At 53.5% G+C, this 22,143-nt stretch carries 20 protein-coding genes; 3 read left to right on the top strand and 17 right to left on the bottom strand.

Annotated features, from left to right (window positions below; translation table 11 throughout):
• Window positions 1–68 precede the first annotated feature (68 nt).
• Complete coding sequence (locus AAE514_RS13925; protein ID WP_347332162.1) at window positions 69–1,700, top strand: sodium:solute symporter; 1,632 nt, start codon at window positions 69–71, stop codon at window positions 1,698–1,700.
• A 496-nt stretch (window positions 1,701–2,196) separates the two neighbouring features.
• On the opposite strand, the gene AAE514_RS13920 is transcribed toward AAE514_RS13925, so the two are convergent.
• The 15 genes from AAE514_RS13920 to lepA form a co-directional block, all read right to left on the bottom strand.
• A complete protein-coding gene (locus AAE514_RS13920) occupies window positions 2,197–4,377 on the bottom strand; it encodes a galactose-1-epimerase (protein ID WP_347332161.1) in 2,181 nt (726 codons plus the stop codon).
• A 1,038-nt stretch (window positions 4,378–5,415) separates the two neighbouring features.
• On the bottom strand, window positions 5,416–5,766 hold the full coding sequence (locus AAE514_RS13915; protein WP_347332160.1) for a hypothetical protein: 351 nt from the start codon (window positions 5,764–5,766) through the stop codon (window positions 5,416–5,418).
• A gap of 334 nt (window positions 5,767–6,100) precedes the next feature.
• Window positions 6,101–6,427: a hypothetical protein gene (locus AAE514_RS13910; RefSeq protein ID WP_347332159.1), complete on the bottom strand. Its 327-nt coding sequence runs from the start codon at window positions 6,425–6,427 to the stop codon at window positions 6,101–6,103.
• 298 nt (window positions 6,428–6,725) lie between these two features.
• Window positions 6,726–7,040 (bottom strand): hypothetical protein, encoded by a 315-nt coding sequence (locus tag AAE514_RS13905; protein ID WP_347332158.1) that lies wholly within the window; start codon window positions 7,038–7,040, stop codon window positions 6,726–6,728.
• A gap of 215 nt (window positions 7,041–7,255) precedes the next feature.
• Complete coding sequence (locus AAE514_RS13900) at window positions 7,256–7,576, bottom strand: hypothetical protein (RefSeq protein ID WP_347332157.1); 321 nt, start codon at window positions 7,574–7,576, stop codon at window positions 7,256–7,258.
• Window positions 7,577–8,031: 455 nt separating this feature from the next.
• Window positions 8,032–9,453 (bottom strand): hypothetical protein, encoded by a 1,422-nt coding sequence (locus AAE514_RS13895; protein ID WP_347332156.1) that lies wholly within the window; start codon window positions 9,451–9,453, stop codon window positions 8,032–8,034.
• 18 nt (window positions 9,454–9,471) lie between these two features.
• Window positions 9,472–10,038, bottom strand: a complete 567-nt coding sequence (locus tag AAE514_RS13890; protein WP_347332155.1) for a hypothetical protein — start codon at window positions 10,036–10,038, stop codon at window positions 9,472–9,474.
• A gap of 160 nt (window positions 10,039–10,198) precedes the next feature.
• Window positions 10,199–10,720, bottom strand: a complete 522-nt coding sequence (locus tag AAE514_RS13885; protein ID WP_347332154.1) for a hypothetical protein — start codon at window positions 10,718–10,720, stop codon at window positions 10,199–10,201.
• A 389-nt stretch (window positions 10,721–11,109) separates the two neighbouring features.
• On the bottom strand, window positions 11,110–11,469 hold the full coding sequence (locus AAE514_RS13880) for a response regulator receiver protein (protein WP_347332153.1): 360 nt from the start codon (window positions 11,467–11,469) through the stop codon (window positions 11,110–11,112).
• Window positions 11,470–11,871: 402 nt separating this feature from the next.
• A complete protein-coding gene (recO, locus tag AAE514_RS13875) occupies window positions 11,872–12,582 on the bottom strand; it encodes a DNA repair protein RecO (protein ID WP_347332152.1) in 711 nt (236 codons plus the stop codon).
• Window positions 12,583–12,596: 14 nt separating this feature from the next.
• Window positions 12,597–13,502: a GTPase Era gene (gene era, locus AAE514_RS13870; protein ID WP_347332151.1), complete on the bottom strand. Its 906-nt coding sequence runs from the start codon at window positions 13,500–13,502 to the stop codon at window positions 12,597–12,599.
• A 2-nt stretch (window positions 13,503–13,504) separates the two neighbouring features.
• Window positions 13,505–14,209, bottom strand: a complete 705-nt coding sequence (rnc, locus tag AAE514_RS13865; RefSeq protein WP_347332150.1) for a ribonuclease III — start codon at window positions 14,207–14,209, stop codon at window positions 13,505–13,507.
• On the bottom strand, window positions 14,209–14,628 hold the full coding sequence (locus AAE514_RS13860; protein WP_347332149.1) for a DUF4845 domain-containing protein: 420 nt from the start codon (window positions 14,626–14,628) through the stop codon (window positions 14,209–14,211). The genes rnc and AAE514_RS13860 overlap by 1 nt, the downstream gene beginning before the upstream one ends.
• A 60-nt stretch (window positions 14,629–14,688) precedes the next feature.
• A complete protein-coding gene (gene lepB, locus AAE514_RS13855) occupies window positions 14,689–15,570 on the bottom strand; it encodes a signal peptidase I (protein ID WP_347332148.1) in 882 nt (293 codons plus the stop codon).
• 45 nt (window positions 15,571–15,615) lie between these two features.
• Window positions 15,616–17,415, bottom strand: coding sequence for a translation elongation factor 4 (gene lepA / locus AAE514_RS13850; RefSeq protein WP_347332147.1), 1,800 nt, complete (start codon window positions 17,413–17,415; stop codon window positions 15,616–15,618).
• A gap of 649 nt (window positions 17,416–18,064) precedes the next feature.
• Here lepA and AAE514_RS13845 point away from each other — a divergent pair.
• Window positions 18,065–18,994: a hypothetical protein gene (locus tag AAE514_RS13845; protein ID WP_347332146.1), complete on the top strand. Its 930-nt coding sequence runs from the start codon at window positions 18,065–18,067 to the stop codon at window positions 18,992–18,994.
• Window positions 18,985–19,512, top strand: coding sequence for a DUF1240 domain-containing protein (locus tag AAE514_RS13840; RefSeq protein ID WP_347332145.1), 528 nt, complete (start codon window positions 18,985–18,987; stop codon window positions 19,510–19,512). Before AAE514_RS13845 ends, AAE514_RS13840 begins: the two co-directional genes overlap by 10 nt.
• 100 nt (window positions 19,513–19,612) lie before the next feature.
• Here the strand turns inward: AAE514_RS13840 and AAE514_RS13835 are convergent, their stop codons facing one another.
• The gene (locus AAE514_RS13835; RefSeq protein WP_347332144.1) at window positions 19,613–21,001 is read right to left on the bottom strand and encodes a DegQ family serine endoprotease; all 1,389 of its coding nucleotides are present in this window, start codon (window positions 20,999–21,001) and stop codon (window positions 19,613–19,615) included.
• Between the two features lie 214 nt (window positions 21,002–21,215).
• Window positions 21,216–22,127, bottom strand: coding sequence for a flagellar protein MotY (locus AAE514_RS13830; RefSeq protein ID WP_347332143.1), 912 nt, complete (start codon window positions 22,125–22,127; stop codon window positions 21,216–21,218).
• Window positions 22,128–22,143: the final 16 nt, after the last annotated feature.

Raw genomic sequence — 22,143 nt, 5'->3', positions numbered from 1 at the left:
GCCCCTTCTAAGGGGTCGTTTTTTTACCTATAACGCTAATATATAGCCATAACAGGGTGGTAGAAACGATGATTCCATTCAGTGGTCTGGACTGGGCCGTGCTCGGCCTGTTCTTCCTGGTACTCCTTGGGGTGGTCGTCTGGTCCTTCATGGAGAAGGAAAAAGACACGACCGATTATTTCCTGGCAGGCCGCAACGCAGGCTGGCTGGTCATCGGGGCCTCGATTTTCGCCTCCAACATTGGCTCAGAACATCTGGTAGGCCTCTCCGGCGCCGGCGCCGAAACCGGGATGGCCATGGCTCACTGGGAGCTACAGTCCTGGATTATTATTATCCTCGGCTGGGTCTTCGCGCCCTTCTACTGGAGCGCCAAGGTTTACACCATGCCGGAGTTCCTGGAGCGCCGTTATTCCAGTAGCTCCCGCACCTTTCTCTCGTTTATTTCCCTGGTCAGTTACGTTCTGACAAAAGTCTCGGTAACCGTCTACGCCGGTGGCGTGGTCCTAAAAACCGTTCTGGGTATCGATTCGCTCTGGGGCATCGACTTCTTCTGGATCGCCGCCATGAGTCTGGTGCTGATTACCGGTCTGTACACAGTGGCCGGCGGCATGAAGGCCATTCTGGTCACCTCGGTGATTCAAACCCCCATCCTGATTATCGGCTCACTGGTGATTCTGTTTGTGGGCATGGATAAAGTCGGTGGCATGGGCGAGCTTGAGCGCATCAACGCCGAGCGCATGAGCCTCATCCGCCCCATGGACGACCCCAACTTCCCCTGGCTGGGCGTGGTGTTCGGTTCGGTGATTATCGGCTTTTGGTACTGGTGTACCGACCAGTACATCGTCCAGCGGGTATTGACCGCCAAAGGCATCCAGGCCGCCCGCCGCGGTACCATTTTCGCCGGTTACCTGAAACTGCTGCCGGTGTTCATCTTCCTGTTCCCGGGCATGATTGCCTACGCCTTGCACGAGCAAGGCCAAATCAGCCTGGCCAGCGCGGACCAGGCATTCGCCACGCTGGTGACCGAGCTGTTGCCCTCGGGTATTAAGGGCATTGTGATCGGCGGTCTGATCGCGGCGCTTATGAGCTCCCTGGCCTCCCTGTTTAACTCCTCGGCCACCCTGTTCACTATCGACTTCTATAAAAAGTACAAGCCCGAATCGAGTGAAAAGCACTTGGTGAAAGTGGGCCGCTACGCCACAGTCGCGGTTGTGGCGCTGGGTATTCTCTGGATTCCCGTGATGCAGCTGATTGCCGATGTGTTGTACGAGTACTTGCAGCTGGTGCAGTCGTTGATCGCCCCAGGCATTGCCGCGGTATTCCTGCTGGGCGTGTTCTTCCGCCGCATTACACCCACGGCGGGCTTCACCGGTCTGGTGGCGGGCTTTGTCATCGGCATGACCCGTTTGGTGCTCACCATCTTCGAGGACAGCCTGCCGGAGGGCAGTATCTGGCTGGGCATGGTTGACCTGAACTGGCTGTACTTCTGCTCTATCCTGTTTATCTTTGTTTCAATGCTGGTGATCGGCGTGAGCTTCTTCACCAAGCAGGCCAGTGACGAGCAGGTGGCGGGGTTGACCTACGGCTCGATCAGCAAAGAACAACGGGCGGAAATCCGCGCCGGTATCGACAAGTGGGATATCATCCACACACTGATCATCTTCGGGATTACCGCGTTCATCTACGTCCGGTTCTGGTAATCGATAGTTTGGCAAGGATGCCAACAAGACATCGCGAAACGGCCCGCCTTTTGGTGGGCCGTTTTTTTGTGTGTTTCCATCGCCTACTAGAGCTAGCTACTTCGCATTGGAGTGCGGTTGTGCCGAAATAGACCGAGCTAGAGGTAGTGGGTTAGGCCGTCGTACCAAGAGCTTCGGATTCGCGTAGGGTAGCGTAAGCGAAGCGCCACCTACCATTGCTGCCCACCCGGGAGAGTGGCAAAGAAGTTAACGTAGGGCAAATAAGCGCCAGCGCATCTGCCGATGCCAAAGGCTGCCGATGGCATGGAGCGGGTGCGTGTTCTTTTATTGGTAGGTGGCGCTTCGCTCCGATGCGTCGGACCGACCTACCCTACGTGAAAATCATTCTTTTACCTTGATCGTCTTGAAACGTAGCACCCGCCACCAAGCCCCCACAAAAAAACCGCCCAAGGCCGAACCTTGGGCGGTTTTTTGTGGAGCTTAAAAGCGCTCTGGTTTATTGAACGCTAAACCGGAAGCTCATGCTCGTCTCGTACACCTCGCCCGGCTCCAAAATCGTGCTCGGGAAATCCGGTTGATTGGGTGAATCCGGGTAATGCTGGGGCTCCAGGCAGAAGCCGCCGTGCAGCTCGAACGTCCGTTCGCCGTCGCTCAGGGACCCATCCAGGAAATTGCCGGAATAGAATTGAATGGCCGGCTCTTCCGTCAGCACCTCCAACACTCGACCGGTATTCGGGTCCTCTGCACGGGCGGCCAGAATGCGCCCTTCTTCGTCAGAGCGGTTCAACACATAGTTGTGATCGTAACCACCGCCGACCAGCTCCAGTTGCTCAAAGTCCGCATCAATATCCTCGCCGATGGGCTTGGGTTCGGTGAAATCCATGGGCGTGCCTTCCACCGGCGCCAGTTCACCCGTCGGAATCAGCCCACTGTCCACTGGCGTATAACGGTCCGCATTGATTTGCAGTACATGGTCCAGAATAGAACCCTTGCCGGACAGATTGAAATACGTGTGCTGGGTCAGGTTCACCGGCGTGGCCTTGTCAGTCACGGCGTTGAAATCCGTCAGTAGCGCATTTTCGTCGGTCAGCACATAGCGGGTGGTCACTTCCAGGTTGCCGGGGTAGCCCTGGTCCCCGTCTTTGCTCAACAGGAACAGCTCCACCGCCAGACCGCGTTCGTCGGACACAAACTTCGCGTCCCAGAGCTTCTTGTCAAAGCCAACGACCCCGCCGTGCAGGTGGTTGTCGCCATCGTTCTGGTCCAGCTCGTAGACGGTCCCATCCAACTCAAAACGACCGCCCGCGATACGGTTACCATAACGCCCGATCAACGCGCCGAAATACGGGGGGTTCTGCTCCAAATAATCTTCCAGGGTATCGAAGCCAAGCACCACGTTGCCCAGTTCGCCTTCGCTGTCAGGCGTAAATACATGGGTAATAACGCCGCCGTAGTTCATCAGCTTCACTTCCATACCCTCACCGTTGTTCAGGGTATAGAGGGTCACTTCGCGACCATCCGGCAGTTCACCGAACGGCTGCTTGTTCAAATAAGCCGGGCCGTAGTTGTCGTCGGCCTTCGCCGTGCTCGCCTGTTGGTCGAGGTGGTAGTTGTCGGCGCGGTCCTGGTGAAAGACCGGGAAGCCGTTGGCGTCCCACTCCAGCACCCGCACGCGGGCGTGGCGGTTGGGGTCGGACAGCGGTGAGCCTTTCAGCTCCTTGTAGCGGCGGGTGTGGTAAACCAGCAGGTCGGTCTCGCCATCTTCGGCCTTGGTGAAACTATTGTGGCCGGGGCCAAAACGCTCAAGTTCGGCGTTGGAGGAAAACACCGGCTCCGGCGACTTCTTCCAGCTACCCGGGTCCATCAGGTCCGCGTCGGCGTTCGCCCACAGAAGGCCCATGGCGTAATTGTGATCGGTGGCCGCCGCCGAATAGGTGACAAAGATTCGGCCCTCATGCTTGATCACGGCGGCCCCTTCGTTCACTTCGTGACCGACGCGCTCCCAATCCAGCTCCGGCTCGCTCAGGGTGATTACCGGGCCGGTAATAGAGGCCGGGCCATCCATTTCCGCCATATAGAGCGCGGAGTTGTACTTCTGCTCCTGGTCGCCCTGAGCCCATATCAGGTAGCGGGTGCCGTTATGTTCAAACGTGGTGGCATCCAGCGCAAAGCTGTCCCACGGCGTTTCAATCTGACCCACATGGCTCCATTCGCCTGTTGTGGGGTCCTCACTCTCATTGGCCAATACATGCATGCGCATGCGGAACGGCTCGTCACCGTCGCCCAGCGCCACGTGGACGTACCAAACACCATCAATACGATGCAGCTCCGGCGCCCAAACGTTTCCGGCCATTTCGCCCTCTTCCGGGCGCTGCCAGATTACCTTGGGCTCGGCGTCGGTCAGGCCATTGAGCGTATCGGCCGCCACTAGCTCGATCCGGTCAAACTCAGGCGCAGTGGAAATGAAGTAGTAAGTCCCCTCCTCGGTACGATGAATCCAGGGGTCGGCGCCGTGTTCAACCAGGGGCACATTATATTCGGAACCGGAGGTGGTGTCGCCTTGGGGCTCGGCGGAGGGGGCGCCTTCTTCGGTCTCGGAGCAGGCCAGCAGGCCCAGGGCGGAGACTGCCAGCAGCCCCCCGGCGAACAGTCGCCGCAGTGGAGTGGTGCTTGTCATAAACAGTACCTTCAGATCGTTGTCATTATAGGGGTAGTATTCAGTCAGGTATTCTACGAAACCCCATATTGTAATACAATACTGTTATTTAAGCGTCATTCTCTTGCGGTACTTGGCTGCCTAACGGCAGCCAACACGCGCCGCGTTAGCGGTCGCCGTTATTGGCTTGCTTACGCAGCTACTTAAGCCTTAAAACAGCGAAATCCCAAGCACTCGGGCGTTGAGTACATTTATCAATGTACGCCACCTCTACGTCTGATTGTGACATTTTCGCTGCAAGAGCTATTGAGAGGACAGACTGGTACAAGGGATGATCAGAAGTGATCGCTATACGACCCTCATTTGTTCCGCAAGCACCAGCGAGCCCTTCAACGTAGACCACGGCCATTCCAGTATCGCTAACGCTATATGTGCCATAGTTTTTCGAGAACACGCGTATGTCAGTTACCTTCCCTGTGTGAATAATTGTCGCAGCGCTAGCGTTGCAAGTGATCATTAGGCCAAAAACCAATTTTATAAAATAATTCATAGGACTTTCCTCTTGTACACAATAAAACCCCAATTAACTGAATTTTTGAATGAAAGCTCCCCGGATAAAAACTAAGACGCCAGACACATTCGGTTCACGCCACCTTCTACCCAAGAAGCTACTTTTGAAACCTTCACCATTCAACATTACATCCTTTTGACGGCTAATTTTCTAAAGGTCTCTGTACAGTCCCTTTCCGTAGATAGCTATTGCGTCCGACCGCTTGCCCCCTACATAGACGTTTAATTTTGATCCAGGTTCTCTGACAGCTTTCCGCTCGGCGGTGTTAGCTGGCACTTGCAAAAGTTCGCCTTTGAGTATTCCATCGAGGGGGGGGTGAGCTGGGGCTTGGACGTGCATTCCGCGGTCGAAAGTATCACCATCGTCATGTGGTCCCTCTACACTGTTGAGCATTAATGCGCCAGAATTATTCCACTGGGTCCTCTCCACCAATCAGATCATACCCAAGAATTGATCACAGACCGCTACTGCAGGTAGTCGCCTGGAAGCTACTGTGGCTGAAATGATATTAATCGCAACGTTTCCATCCCTTCACGTCCATCACAAACTCCCCTCCCTACTGCCCGTACTTCATTATTCATGGCCAAGGCTGTTAACGCCGTAGAGAGGAGAGCATCACCAATAGGGGTACCGAGATTGGAAATCTGGTACTGACTCTTGTATTTATCCTGAACACAGCTAGTACTTCCTGCTTGGTCGGCATCAAACTTAACATAGACCACCCCGTAATCTACATCAGGAACAACGTCAACCACCCTTGCGCTATTGATACTAGTCGCCGCATTGGCAACGGATGCAGCTAATAACGGGGCTAACACAAAACCAAATCGAATACTCATAGAGTTCCTCTCATTGATGAATACTATTGTTTCTTAACATAGCCTCCACGCCGTAAGAAAATATTCCTTCGCGGAGGAGCCAGTTAAGAACGATTGAAGCGTTAAAAGACTATGCTAAGGGATTAGCTCAACGGCTCCGCCGCCACCCCGAAAACGCCGAAGGGCTTGAACGACACTAATCCAACAGTTAATGCACTCAACCTTCAGCAATAGCACCAAGATGCACTAAGAAACCGGAACTGGAAAAGCCGAACCCGGAAAGAACAAAAACAAACCGCCATGAAACCCGCTGGTTAATTACCATAATACCTAGCCAGCACACTGATTAATTAACTCAAAGAACCTTAAAGACTTTAATATCTTCTGAATCTCCGTGAAGACTGCAGGACGAGTAACCCTCGACGGTAACGGACTGATTTGCAGCCTTTGCAGCTAAAACTGCAGAAACTATGTTTTTTCCTTGTTGGGTATCTGTATTCACAACATAGCGTTTTGTTGTTGCGCAGTCTGCGAAATTCTCTTGTGAGGATTCAATAGTAAAGAACACCTTGGCATTCATTCCATGCATATCAACTCTTTGAATTGACCCGGTGGTGGTTCCTGCGTTAACGGTTGATGTGTATAAAACGGCTAGCATAGCCAGCATAAAAGTAAACCTCATATTATCTCCTACCCTCTAGGCCAAAATGATTCCCTACGCGAACTTTAAACCAGCTCCTATTGACATGGCTAAATAACTTCTGGACGTTCTGCAACCACCCAAAGCAAGAATGCAATAACGCCTCTTCTTATCGGTCCCTTGAGGTTACAGTTAGGCTCTAGATTGACGTAATTCCCCGGAAAACGGCGGCACTGCACTCTTAAAAAGTAATACTCCGTGGCCGTCCTTATTTCAACTGAGACGACTACTATTCTGCCCGTAGGAAACACTGCCAATCACCGAAAAAATGCCTACTAATTCAAAGCTCCATACTGCCTACCGTACAGTTTCGATTGCTATCATCAAACCACAACCTGACCGGGCTATTCGTTGCCTTAGCCGTAAGGAGTATAGACAACATTCGGTCCAGTCCTTCTGCGGTAACGCCCATTTGGCCTTCGTTGATCTTCAACTTTCTTCCACTGCTGTAGCAATTCGCGCCTGTCGGCTCCGACAAAATAACGTGAACATTACCATTAGAAACAATTTTAATAGAATCAATGGCACTGTGAATTTTTACTTCCGCTGCCATCGTACCAGAAGACAGAAACAGCAAAATTAAAAGGATTCTCATAAGGCTTCCCATTAATCTCCAACAACACCGCGATAAACGCGATGCTGCCGCGCCTAAAAAATAACTATATTTAAAAAATGACGCAAAGCCCTTGCGTGCGATAAAGGAGCGAACAGTGAATGTTTACACTACGCTTTTTACGCACCTTCCCTATCGCACACCAAACTTGCCAACTCGATTCTTACAGCTTAACACTACGAATTCGCGCACTCAGACTATTTAAAAATCTTTACCTTTAGTACATTACAACGGTTGCCGCTTGCGCAGGAATCATCACAATACAGTTTAACCTCTTTATCCGCCATCATCGCCGCCAACAGTAAAGACACCATTTCCTTATGATTCGACCGACTTGGGCTAATAAACGCTAACTGACTCTGAACGCAGGTACCAGAGATACTAATCGACTGCTCAGCATCCACTCGGCTTCCAGTCATACTTGAAACACTTACCTTATCCGTCCACTGCGCAGCAGAAACCGAACCAACAGCCGACAGAACCGTAAAGAACACACCAATTATCAGAGAACTTTTCATACATATCCTTTAAAACCAAACGAAACTTATAAACTTTGAAGCAACTTTATTCAGAAACTCCCCGAGAAACTTAATCAATGCCAATTTCATTTATTGTCGCCATATCGGCAATACTGCAGCCATTTTCCGAGCTGGTTCCCGGCTTCGGGCTTGGAGAGTACCAAATATTGACATCTTTTCCGGCCATTTTTGCCGCGAGGAGTATGCTTAGTATAGTCCTTCCGTTCTCCGTTCTAGAGTCAAACTTAAACGTCCGATTGTAATAATCGCATGTATCGGACGGCGGATTATTAACACCGAACTTGATGACTCCAGATCCAAAGACCGACCTAACCTGCCTCCCCTCTACGTATGATCCTGCCTCAACAAAAAAAGACAATCCAAACAACCCTACAAACAGCATAACTTTAAAGATACACACGATACCCCAGCTCCACAAGTTGTCGATTCCATAATCAATAGACTGAAGGACAATCCAACTCTAATTCCCATTCAGTATTAGTATATTTTGCGTACACTTGAACGCGCACATATCTCCCTTCCTCATCTGGATCATGGTGAAACATCACCTCCTTCCTTCCCCTGAAGAACTGTGCGGTTGACCAAAGCTTTCTACCGGATTCACTAAATACCGCAATATTATCTGGGATTAAAAACGCTTCAAACATTCCATAAACCCAACCCGACTCCTCCCCCAAGTCAAGCCAGCCATCATAGCCCTCAATACCCCCGGAAGTGGATAGCGGTTCTGGGCACGGCTCAGGATCTGGATCAGCGCCAGGGGCATGAGAGATCGTCTCTTCTGCCAATATCTTATTTTTATCTTTTGGATCCCTAACTCTCAAAGTAATTCGATGAGTATCGGGACTATCAAGCTTTGTGCTTCCAAAACCACCTGTGTTCATTACATAGGCTTTACCTGAATCAACTATCAAGTTATCCCGTGGATAATTATAAATATCCTTTTCCCCGTCAGGGCGGATTATTTCGATTGTCGCGGGCCCCTTCAAGTCTCTATCATCATTATTCTCAACCCTCAAGTAAAAAGGGTCATTCTGGTCAACGGAAATGTCAATATTGTATTTGTAAAAGCATGTCTGATTCAAATAGTCCAAATGATCCCAGATATGCGCAGACACTGCGTCTCTTGACGCCGCAAATCGCTCCAAGTACGTATACAGTTGATGGCCCGTTTTATCGTCACTCGTATAAGGCAATTTAATATTCGCCCCTAGGACAGAGTAACGTAGCCTAATTGCATTTATCACTAAGTCTTTTGTGTTTGTCACATAGAAGTACATTCCAGGCTTGTTCGATAAAGGGCTGGCTATGCCCACACTGCCAATACAGTTATCAGCTTCGTACGAGTAGTCACTGTTCAAAAGATCATTGTAAAGACTATTTACAAAAAAATTTCCCTGAGAATGCCCTACCAGAATAATTCGCTTTTGCTGCCCTATATCAGTTAATATTCGAGATCTCATAGAAAGAAAATTCCCTCTAGACCAAACTCCAACGTCGTTATACTTCATCAGAGTTTCAGAATACTCCACCCAGTACTTTGCATCATCTCTTCCAAAGTACAAACTCCAAAAGTGTTCGGCAAGAAACTTATCGACTCTAGTGTAGGGGCTTTCTGAAGCTTTCTCTTTGAGAACATCCACCAGATCCATCCATCCATACCACCCTCGCTTATCATTTCTCAGCCAAGTTACTGGAAGCCCTGTTGAATCACTTAAGTTAATAGTGGCTGCTTCCGCCTGAGGCTCAGTGTTCCACATTCCATTAATAAAATATATCTCATACCCTTCGATTTGAGCGACCGAAAAACCACTAGATAAAAGAAGCATCACAACTAGAATTAATCGAATTTTCACAAAAGTATCCTTTACCGATTACTTGCATTCAAGAAAGAACCTGGGAACATTATTAGGACCCTTCAGCGCAGCATATGATAGCTCGAGAAACGCTCTAATTCGGGCTGAGTTATTTAGTTGAGCTCGCATCACAAACTCCTTTCCAGAGACGCCACCCCTCTCGTTTATGCACCTGTCGATCGAATCCATATATCCTAGAAGGCGCTTACGAGCGGGCAAATTATAAGATCCTGAAAGAAGCTCTCCTATAGCTTTAGAGAGAATAAACGCATGCTTTCTACTAACCGGATCACCCTGATACTCACGATTTATAGCAGCCAGAACCCCCTCCCTTACACCGTCTCCATCGTCATCACCACCACGAACAGAACCATCATCTTCATAGGCTTTAGGGACGAAGAACATAACAGACCCGACAGAAATGGGGATCAGGCCAGTCTCACTTGTTGGAATTTGAATAGTATCGGGGAGCGGTAGACCAGACCCTTCGGGCTTAGGAACATCCCAGTACTCCGAGGTAGCGTTAGCTGAACTTACAAGAAAGATCCAGAAAACTAAAAACCACTTAAAAGTGCCCAAAAACATAAATCACCCCCAAACTATTAGTTATCGCCTCAAACAAAAGGCTGCAATGAAAAACATCACTCTACTTTCAGACATAAACAACATTCTACATCATCGCCATTTTTCATAAAAAACTCACTGGTTCACTGTACGTGGATTCAGCACCAATCAAGTTCCTCTTCTAGTTGCATGGCCTAACGTACATGGAGCTATATTTTAAATCCGATTCGACCCCGTAATCAGAGAACGGTGAAGATGAGGAGCTAGGTTTAGACACAAACAAAACACTCATATCAACTCTTTCTTTTCCAAAGCCTTCGACATTCCCAACAGGAACATAGCCCGAACAACAACCAATTGTTTTATAGAAGAAAAGCTTTTCTATATCCACGTAGGCCCCTTCTTTTATCATCTTAACTATGCGACTCTTATCAAACCCCCCTCCTTTCGACGCAAGATCAATGTGTTCATCTAAAGACTCCTCAGGATCTCCGCGATAGCTAGCTAAGTAGTGACTTCCCAGCCTCTTGTCGTCCCTTCCTGCCGTACTACCCTCATACAAAAATAGATTACTAGTTGTACAGAAAAGCTTATTAATATAGTCATTTTGGGCTTTTTCAGATGAACTTAGATCCACCACCTTCTCACATGCCGAAATTAAGGGAGTAAGCATAACTATTAATATCGCTGGAAACTTTTTCATGATCTATTTGCACTTCCACATAGAGTTTGTTCATCATCGGCCTAACAGGGCGCCCCCCTCCTAGCCGGACGATCTGCCCGTTTTGGGCATAAATAAAGCAGTTTCATATCGAGATATAAAGAATGACCGAAAAGCTTTTTTTGAAACAGATTCGACAAACAACTTCCCCGTTACCGCGGGCCGAACAGTTGCGATCACTTTTATTTTATTTACTACTGACAAAACCCGACCCTCAATGAATTCGTCAACTTTCATTTAGAATTTCATTAAGTGACGATCGTAGAGATCTAATACAGCGAATCGGCATAACGAAATCCTCTTTTCAAATTTGTCTGACAGTTGCAAAGAGGGTGACAAAATGCCTTCTTAAACTAAAGTGTATATTTATGTTAAAATGCAACATTAAGCCTTCGAACCGCACAGTTCGGGTGAGTATCATCGTAGTAAATGAACAACTTATTGCCCAATGACCCCGCCGTTAAGGCCACTGACAAAAAGCGATCAACCGCTTCCTCCGTCACTCCATTTGACCCCGCTTTAACAGTATGATAGCCGTTGTCTTTATTGCACCTGGAAGGTTCATCGAAAATGATTGCGAAAGCACCATTTTGGAAAGGGTAAACTTTCTTTATCGTTGATGAATGCCACTGGTTATCAGATGAAGCTGGAAATGACAACGAAAGAAGCAAGACAGAAAGAGTACCTAGAGTACAGGCTTTCAATGATCTTAGCTGTTTGAAGTTGCGCATATACTCGTCCCTTTATGGATAAAGCACGCTGTTAGTTTAAGCCAGGTAAATGGCCAAATACCTATGTCACTACATACACACCAAGCTAGCACAGGGGTCCCATTAGCTCTTGACGATGTATGCTTGTACTACAGATTGAGGCGCGGAAACTCTACGAGGTTAACCGTGAGAGCTCCGACACAAAGGCAGGACCACCATTGAACTCTAACGAGATAAATAGAGAGTTAGTTAAGGAGTGTATTAAACTAGAAATTAGTTTTTATTATGCACATCCTTCACGACCCAAATTTATTCTAGAACTGTCTGCCCAGACACCCTTAGTTGTGAATACTACGAAAACATGCTCTCTTCTGCAACACACAAAACTAATCAAGTCTCTGCCGGACTCTACTTGCAAAAGTTTCATTTAAATAAATCCCGACTTTTCAAAGGCTTATAGCCTAAGAGAGGATGCAGCATCAAACGGCTTAGGCGCTTTGCCACCGCTAAGGTTTGTGGCTGAGCGAAGTTTAAGTTGGCGCAGGCGATCAAATCAGCACCGATGAAGAGCTTGGGGGTTTCCCTCGGGTCGCGGCTGCTGTAGGTGGGGATGAAGCCCGCTTCCGGGTCGAAGCGGTAGAGGCTGTCCGGTGCGATGGCATCGCCGGTTTCCGCTTCTTCGGTGAAGCTGATGCCGTAGCCCAGGTGCTCCAGCAGGCGCCATTCAAACTGGCGCAGTAGCGGTTCCGGGGTGTCGCCGTTCAGGGTCGAGAGAGCCTGCATGGTCCAGCGGTAATCATCAAAAATGGCCGGGTTGGGGTCTTGCTCGCCGAGCAGGCGTACCAGCAGTTCGTTGACGTAGAATCCGCTGTAGAGCGCCAGGCCGGTAAGCCGGAGGCTGGGGCCGTCGGCTTCCACGGCGGTGAGGGTTTTTAGGTTGCTCTTGCCGGTGAGGGACACCAGCACGGCCGTAAAGGGATTGAGGAGTGGGCGGCGCTGGCTTTTACCGCGGCGCACGCCCTTGGCGACGGCGCCGACTCGGCCGTAGTCCGGCGTTAACAGGTCCACCAGCAGGCTGGTGTCCCGGTAAGGGCGGGTATGCAACACATACGCGGGCTGGAATTCAATGCGCATGGTCGTGACCGGGCTTATACGTCGTCGTAGCCCAGGCTGCGCAGCGCCCGGCTGTCATCGGACCAGCCGGATTTAACCTTGACCCAGAGCTTGAGCATGACTTTTTGCTCGAATAGCTTTTCCATATCCAGGCGTGCCTGTTGTCCGATCTGTTTAATGCGCTCGCCCCGCTCGCCGATGAGGATTCGCTTTTGCCCGTCCCGCTCGACCAGGACCAGGGCGGAGATGTGGAGCACTCGCCCGTCGTCTTTAAATTCTTCGATTTCCACCGCCATTTGGTACGGCAGCTCATCCCCCAGCTGACGGGTAATTTTTTCCCGCACCATTTCCGCTGCCATAAAGCGGGAGCTTCGGTCGGTGAGCTGGTCGTCCGGATAGAAGTGCACGCCTTCGGGCAGGCGCTCGACAAGCAACTGCTCAAGCCGGTCCAGGTTTGTGTTCTTCAGGGCCGACAGCGGGATGATTTCCGCCGTGGGGAAGCGTTCGCCCAATGCCTGCAGGTGGGGTAGCAAGCTCTCTTTTTGCTCGACTTTATCGACTTTGTTGATCGCGAGAATAATCGGACAGCTGAGATTCTCTAGACGCTGCGCCACCATTTCATCTTCGTCGGTCCAGACGAGCCGGTCCACGATAAAAACCACCACATCCACATCTTTAATGGCGGTGGTGGCGGCCTGGTTCATGTAGCGGTTGATGGCTTTTTTCTGGCCCTGGTGCAGACCGGGGGTATCGACGAAGATAATCTGATTCGGCCCTTCGGTCTTGATGCCTTGAACATTGTTGCGCGTGGTCTGCGGCTTGCGCGAGGTAATGCTGACTTTCTGGCCCAGCATATGGTTGAGCAAGGTGGACTTGCCCACATTGGGCCGGCCCACAATCGCCACGTAGCCGCACCGGCTGGGGGTTTGAGTTTCGGTCATGGTTAGCCCTTGCGCTTGGGTTTCAATTCAAGTTTCTGCAGTTGTTCCAGTACCTCGGCGGCGGCCTGCTTTTCCGCGACCCGCCGGCTGTTGGCCCGGGCCCGTGCGGCTTCTTTCAGCGGCGCCACTCGGCACTCGATGGTAAAGCGGTGAGCGTGTGCCTCTCCTTCCACTTCAACCACGTTATACTCCGGGAGGGGCAGTTTGTGGGCCTGCAAAAATTCCTGCAGCCGGGTCTTGGCATCTTTGGCGGGGCTGGCCAGCGATAATGCGTCGAGCCGCTCCCGGTACCAGGCGTTGACTCGTTCGGCACAGGCTTCAAAGCCCGATTCGAGATAGATTGCGCCGATTAGCGCCTCGACGGTATCGGCCAGAATGGACTCGCGACGGCTTCCGCCACTTTTCATTTCCCCTTCCCCGAGCAGTAGGCACTCCCCCACGTCGAATTCGACCGCAATGGCCGCCAGCGTTTCGCCCTTGACCATCTGGGAGCGCAACCGGCTGAGCTGCCCTTCTCGCGCTTCGGGGAAGCGGCGAAACAGGGCTTCGCCGATGATAAAGTTCAGGATGGAGTCGCCCAGAAATTCGAGGCGTTCATTGTTGTGGGCACCGTGACTGCGATGGGTCAGGGCCAGGTCCAGTTGGGCCGGGTCACGGAAGTGGTAGCCCAGGCGCTGCTGAAGACGTTTTTTGAGTAAATCGGACACTAGTCGTTACTGAGGTTTCGCTCCAACGGCGTACAGCACTGCTCCGGTGCCGAGCTGTCGAGCTGGTTGTTGAAGGAAAAGACCAAATCGATATTGCGGACGAAGTCGATCCGCTCCTCGTAGGCAATGGTAATGACCACACGGCTGGCGTGCTTGTCGATATCGATGTTCTTGCGCCCCTCGGTCCGGACGTTGTTGACGGTGTAGAACTTGGTCAACTGAGAGCGGATTTGCGACGGGCTCAGGCTGAACAAGTCGGGATTGTTCTTTGCCAGAGACTTAAGTGCCGAGGAGATATAGCGATTCTCCGCATAGGGCGGTACCACTTTGAATGCGGTGAAAACCACGGCGACCGCCACCAGAATAACAAACACCACCCCCAGGGTGGACATGCCTCTTTGCTGCTTTGGTAATTGCATCCGCTCGCCCTCTTGTTTTTAAGCGCCCAACGGTTGGCGGGGTGCTTATATTTTAGCCTGCTAGTGAATGGTACCTGCCCGCTCGAAGCTGGGCACACTGAACAGAGAATCCCAGTGCATCCAGATTGCGAAGGCCTTGCCGACTATCTCACTCTCGGGCACAAAGCTGAAATTCTTGTTGGGGTCCCCGTTCAGCTCGTCCCAGCCCCGGCTGTCAAAGCTGCCATCCCGGTTGTCGCCCATCATGAAGTAATGCCCTTCCGGCACCGTCCAGGAGCCGTGGCGGCTGTAACGGCCAGGGGTCAGGTGCTTGCGCACGGTATAAGTATTGTCTCCCAGCGTCTCTTTGACAACTCGATAGGGGTTCGGCGCGGACCGGTTCACCTCAACCACCTCTTGTGGAACAGGCTCACCATTGATGGTCAACTGGTGGTCGCTGTAGGTGACGGTATCCCCCGGCAGCCCGATGACCCGCTTAATAAAGTAGGTATCCGGCTGGTGGGGCGGGAAGAAGACCATGACTTCGCCCCGCTCGGGGTCGTTCACCGGAATCACTTCCGTATTCAACACCGGCAGGCGGATGCCGTAGGTAAACTTGTTCACCACAATGAAATCACCGATCTCAAGGGTGGGCTCCATGGAACCGGAGGGGATCTGAAACGGCTCGGCGATAAACGAGCGCAGCACGAACACCAGCGCCAGCACCGGGAAAAAGGATTTGGAATACTCCACCCAAACCGGTTCCCGGCCGGCCGCTTCCCGTGCCTCTTCATAAGCTTTGCGCTGAGCACCATTTTTTAGGTCAGCCCGGGCAAACTGTTGCTCCACCGCTTCCAGCGCCTGTTTGCGGGGGCGGGACAGCACCAGGCGGTCGTATAGCCATACCAGGCCGGTGACGAACACCGCCAGAGTCAGAATCAGGGGTAGGTTTATACTGCTCATTCGCGTTCCTGTTGCTGTCCGTATTGGTTGTTATTCGCCATTGCCTTAATTGTCGACCTTAAGCACCGCTAGAAAGGCGTCCTGGGGAATCTCCACCCGGCCGACCTGTTTCATGCGCTTCTTACCGGCCTTTTGCTTTTCCAGCAGCTTTTTCTTGCGCGAAGCATCGCCGCCATAACACTTGGCGGTCACGTTCTTGCGCAAGGCTTTGACCGTGGAGCGGGCAATGACGTTCCCGCCGATGGCCGCCTGAATCGCCACGTCAAACATTTGCCGGGGGATCAGTTCTTTCATTTTCTCCACCAACGAGCGACCAATACTCTGGGAATGGTCCCGGTGGACAATCAGCGCCAGGGCATCCACTTTATCGCCGTTAATCAGCACATCCAGGCGCACGAGGTTAGCCGTTTCAAACCGGTCAAAGCTGTAGTCGAGAGAGGCAAAGCCGCGGCTGGCGGACTTCAGGCGGTCAAAGAAGTCCATGACCACTTCGTTCATCGGCATGTCGTAGCGCAGCGCCACCTGGGTGCCGGTGTATTGCATATCTTTCTGCATCCCCCGCTTTTCGCTGCACAGGGTGATAACGTTGCCAAGGTATTCCTGGGGCACCAGGATGTTGGCCTCGACAATCGGCTCGCGCATCTCTTCGATATCGCCGGTATCCGGGAGCGCCGAGGGGCTGGAGACATAGAGCGTCTCGCCCTTGGTGGTCAGTACTTCGTAGACCACCGTGGGTGCGGTGGTAATCAGATCCAGGTCGTATTCCCGTTCCAGCCGCTCTTGGATGATCTCCATGTGCAGCATGCCCAGGAAGCCACACCGGAAGCCGAAGCCAAGGGCGTCGGAGCTTTCCGGCTCGAAAAACAGCGAGGCGTCGTTCAGGGTCAGCTTCGAGAGGGCTTCTCGGAAGTCTTCAAAGTCATCCGCGTCCACCGGGAACATGCCGGCGTAGACCTGGGGCTTCACTTTTTTGAAGCCGGGCAGCGCCGGCGTATCGGGGCTATTGGCGTGGGTGAGGGTATCCCCCACCGGGGCCCCCAGAATCTCTTTAATCCCGGCGATTACAAAGCCCACTTCCCCCGCTTTCAGCTCCTTGAGGTTGGTGGCCTTGGGATTGAACACCCCGAGGCTGTCCACCACGTGAGATTTGCCGATGGACTTGGTCACAATTTTGTCTTTGACCTTCAGGGTCCCCTGGGTCACCCGTACCAGCGAGACCACGCCCATATACTTGTCAAACCAGGAGTCGATGATCAATGCCTGAAGCGGCGCATCGACCTCGCCCTTGGGCGGCGGCACCAGCCGCACCAACTCTTCCAGCACATCCTCGATGCCCTCCCCGCTCTTGGCGCTACAGCGCACCGCTTCGGTGGCTTCGATGCCGATAATATCTTCAATCTCCTGAGCCACCCGGTCCGGCTCGGCCTGGGGCAGGTCCATCTTGTTCAGTACCGGAATTACCTCCAGCCCCTGCTCAATGGCGGTATAGCAGTTGGCCACGGACTGGGCTTCCACGCCCTGCCCCGCGTCGACCACCAGCAGAGCGCCTTCACAGGCGTATAGCGAGCGGGAAACCTCGTAGGAGAAGTCCACATGGCCGGGGGTATCAATAAAGTTGAGCTGATAGGTTTTCCCGTCCCGGGCCTTGTAGCTCAGGGTGACGCTCTGAGCCTTGATGGTAATGCCACGCTCGCGCTCAAGGTCCATGGAGTCGAGGACCTGTTCGGCCATTTCCCGCTCCGTCAGCCCGCCGCAGACCTGAATAAAGCGGTCGGCAATGGTGGACTTACCGTGGTCGATATGGGCGATGATGGAAAAGTTACGAATATGGCTGAGATCAGTCACTGGGCGTCTTATGTCGTTGATTGAAAAATGGCAAGGCGGCGGCAGTGCCTGGGCGGCGCCCCTCGACGTGACGGTCAAAAAGTCACCTCTGGGGTCGCCACCAAGTGCGGGGCATCAGCCGCCGAACAAAGGCGGGCAGTTTAGCGTATTTGGCCCGGCCCGGCTATGGGCTCGGTAGGGCCGGGCCATGACAAGCTACTCAATCTTGAGGGTGGTGAACGCCGGCTGGCCTTGGCGCAGGAAGCGCACGGCAACCGGCGCGGGCAGCAGCGCTGCCGCTGGCCACCCGCAGCTCGGAGAAGCTGATTAGTTCAAGCGGACGTCCTAGCCCATGGAGCGCCGCCCGCCGCTGTCGAGCCACCGCGTCTTTACTCACCCGCATACCCAGGCCCGCAGCGCCCACAACAGACAAGCCGTCCGAGGCACCAGTGCTGTGTAGTCCTGAGTTGGTGCTAACCCGCTCTCCCCAATTAAGGGCGGAGACCGCGCCAAATGGCCCATATACGCGAATTTTGGCGCCCAAACCAGGGGAGCACCTCTGGAATAATGGGCCGCAGAGCTCTTCAATAGAGCAATATACGCCACTTTTGCAATTGACATTGCCTATTGTGTACTATCTTGCTTGAATCCACCGACAGGGAGCTCGTTTATGGTCTACCCCCCTCCGTCAGCCCACGCTTATCATCAACGCAGCCAACTTGAGGCCGCTTCCAAGTACCAGCAAGTCGATATTTATACGCTCGACGCTCCTGGCATGGTAGAGCTTTGGCTCGCCACAAAGCAATCAGAGGGCGTCCCCAAAGAAGAAGCGATTAAACAGCTGAATGACTTGACCGGGCTATCCGTTACGCAGGAGACCCTTGGTTTTGCCCAAAACTACGGAAGCACAATAAAGAGTAGCTTGTTGCTCGCCACGCTCGGCAAAGACTTGGCGCGCTCCGGGAGCCTCTTTACTCAATACTATATAACGACCAAGAACGGGAAGCAGTACATCATTTTCAAGGGCAACCACAAGCTGCGAAAGATTATCAAGGGCACACGGTACTTGGCCACCAACACCCAAATGATGAAGTTCGGCATAGGCGGAAAGGCAGCAAAAGCGGCTGCGAGATCGGGGTTCTTGGTATCAGTCATTTTCTCAGTGAGCCTCAACTCCATTCGATGGCTATTTGACGAAGAGTTCCGGTGGACCCATTGGATCACTCATTTGAGCACCGACGTGTTAAAAATTGCCATTGCAAGTATTGCAGGGTACCTGGCAGCAGTAGGGGTGGCAGCAGGCGCCGCGGTGTTTGCGGCCTCGATTCCGGTCATTTTGCCGATCACAGTGGGTATTTTTGTGGCCCTTGTAGTGGGCGAGGGTCTTTCGATCTTGGACCAAGATAACCGGTTGGCCAAAAAGCTCTTGGAGACCATCGAGGACTATGAGAAGAAAATTGGCGAACTGGACGAAACCCTACTTGACGGTGTTTATTACACGGTCGAGGAAGGCAAAAAATTCGCCATTCGCCAAATGAGGTTACTATTCCTTAGCAAAGTTCGCATGCTTCGACAAAGATTGGCACCAAGATGGTTTTAACGTTAAAGAAGATAGGCGCCCTCTTTCTGCTTTTCAGCATAGGCATCTTCCTGATCGCTCCGCCGGCTTACTGGTTAGTCCTTGAGCTGGGGGAGCAGCACACAATGCTATCCCACGGCTATTCCGTGGTGGTAATGAGGACGACACATGGTTACTGGCCCGGTTCGATTGTAGCCGGAGTGGGCCTTCTTGTTTTTTCCTTCGGCCTTCCATTTGCCCAGAGCCATCCCACAGCGTACAAGAAGGCCCTTACCGCCAGTGGCTACATGATGCTTGCGGCCACAGCACTGCTTATTATCGGTACCATAGGCACGAAAGCCTACTGGCAAAATCAGTTCAAGGAGGCCGGCTACGTCCAGTGCAACGAGACCAAGTTGGTAGATATTAACCGGATCAACCAAAGCATCTGGGCCCAAAAAATGGCGTATTGTAATGACCCCAGAGTAGCGCGAAGCTTGGACAACTTAAGTAGAGAGGAGTTGGAGCGGGTACACAGAATTCTGGAAAACGAGCCTTAATAGCCATTCATACAGGCCGAGAGCCTACTGTTATACGCTACCGGCCCCCATCCGGTTAGGGGCGGAGAAACGGCCCGGCGCAGGGCCGGGCCATGACAAGCTACTCAATCTTGAGGGTGGTGAACGCCGGCTGGCCTTGGCGCAGGAAGCGCACGGCGATCGGCTCGTCTTTGGGCAGGTCTCGAACGAGTTTGCGGTAGTCGCTGACCGAGTCAACGTGCTCGTAGCCCAACTGGGTAATGACATCACCCGGGCGCAGGCCGGCGCGGGCGGCGGCGCTGCTTCTGGCCACTTGCTTGACCAACACACCCCGCTCTTCGGCATCGGAGGGCAGCCCTTCCACTTGCAGGCCCAAGGGATCCCCTGAGGACGAGGAGTCCGGCGAGGCGCTGGCGACCTGGCCGTCCCGATCGGGCAGCAGCCCAATTTCCACATCAACGGTGCGCTTCTCACCCCGGCGCATCACCACCATCGGAACCTCCGAGCCGGGCTTTGTGCGCCCCACCATGGGCGGCAGGTCAGCGGACTCGCCCACTTCCCGACCGTTGTATTCCAGGATGATATCGCCCACTTCCAGACCGGACTGAGCCGCCGGCCCCTCCGGGTCCATATTGGTGATCAGGGCGCCCACGGGCCGGCGCAGCCCGAAGGAGCTGGCCAGGTCTCGGCTGACTTCCTGAATCATCACACCCAACCAGCCGCGCTCGACGCGCCCGCCTTCCTTCAACTGTGCCACCACGTCTTTTGCCAAGCTGGCGGGGATCGCGAACGACAGCCCGATCGAACCGCCCGAGCGGGTGTAGATCTGGGAGTTGATGCCCACCACTTCGCCATCGAGGTTGAACAGCGGCCCGCCGGAGTTACCCGGATTGATGGCCACGTCGGTCTGAATAAACGGCACATAGGTATCGTTCGTGGGGCTCGGAATGCTGCGGCCGATGGCGCTGACGATACCGGAGCTGACCGAGTAATCCAGGCCAAAGGGCGAGCCGATGGCCAGCACCCACTGCCCTACTTTCACCTCGTCCGAGTCGGCAAAGCGCAGGTAAGGCAAGTCTTGCGCGTCGACTTTTAGCAACGCCAGGTCCGAGCGGGGATCGGACCCGATAACATCGGCGGTAAACTCGCGCCGGTCGATCAGGCGAACATAAATGTTTTCGGCATCCTCAACCACGTGGTAGTTGGTCAGAATGTAGCCGTCTTCGGAAATCACGAAACCGGAGCCCATGGAGCGTACGTCGCGCTCCTGGGGCATGCGGCGCTCGAAGAATTCCCGGAACATTTCGGGGATATCTTCACGGTAGGGGGTGCGGCCGCCCGCCTCGACCCGTCCCTGAGTGGTAATTTTGACCACCGCGGGGGATTGGTCTTCCACGAGCTCGGTAAAGTCGGGCAAAGAGCGCGCCTGAGCCGGTGCGGTGAGCACCAATAGGCACAGCAGGCTCGTCAAATACACCATCAACGAATGACGAAAACCGATCTGGGGCATGAAAGATTCCTCTTGATCATTACGGCAAAATGAAAGTGACTGGAAAGCAAACGGGCGTCGCGGGCCTTTGACAACGCCACATAGCGTCAACCGGCCCACTTGGACCGGAGGTGGCGCCATAAATTCCCCAGCCACCGCAACGCCACCGCACGGGATAGCGGTGGTTTCGCGATTCAACTCGTTAATGGGATGGTTGGGGCGGGGCGCCCCCAGATCAAGGTGCGCGGGCGGTGGTGGTGGATTGCCCGGAGCGCTCCAGACGAATGGTCACCCGGCGGTTTTCCTCCCGGCCTTCCGCCGTTTGGTTAGTCGCCACTGGATAGCGCTCGCCGTGCCATCGGGTGGTTATTTGGCGCTCGGGAATGCCCCGGTCCACGAGGTACTCGGTCACCATTTCCGCCCGCTCCCGGGACAATTCGAGATTTTCGGCCCTCAGTCCCACCCCGTCGGTATGGCCATCCACATACACCCGGTCCACTCGCCGGTCGGCTTGGGCGTAGAGCAGTACGGGCTCCAGTTTTTCCACTTCCTCTTCTGGCAATTCCCGCGCCCCTTTCGGAAAACTCAGGGAAGTACGCTCCACTTGGTCAAAATTCACCGGCAGCAAGTCCTGCAGGCAAGCGTGGAAGGCGTCGATACCGGCTCGAAAGCCCACCGGGGCCACGATAACCTCCACCGGCGTCTCCCGGCTGTGCCAGGGCTCGCGCGTGAACACCAGCCGCCGCCCTTCACGCAGCTCGGCGGCGAGCCGTTGGGAATATCGCCAATCAGTGGTAACGGCTTGCGCGCCAAGCTGAACCTCCACCGGGCCCAGGGGTTCGGCGCTGGCGGTTTCGCGCCACACCGGGTGCTCGACGCGGACGCGGGCTTCGCCCGTGGCCAGAAAACGATTGTTCTGCCTGAGCACAAAGCGCTGCGACTCGCCCGCACGCCGGGCAAATACGGCCTCTCCAAATCGAGGGATGGAGTGGGAAAGCCGGCACTCGAAGATGGAGGCGTCCAGCTCCCAGCGGGCATCGGCAACCGGGCCGCCAAACACTTCCGCACGCGCCCCCGTGGCCGCTACCATCAGCGAGCACAGCACCAGCCACTTCGCGCGCCGCAGACTTTGGCCTAACGCTCTCATCAACTCTCGCCCTCAT

This window comes from Marinimicrobium locisalis (genome assembly GCF_039822625.1).
Classification (GTDB): domain Bacteria; phylum Pseudomonadota; class Gammaproteobacteria; order Pseudomonadales; family Cellvibrionaceae; genus Marinimicrobium; species Marinimicrobium locisalis.
Note: the sequence above shows the minus strand (reverse complement) of the source record. Positions and strands in the feature narration are given on the sequence as shown.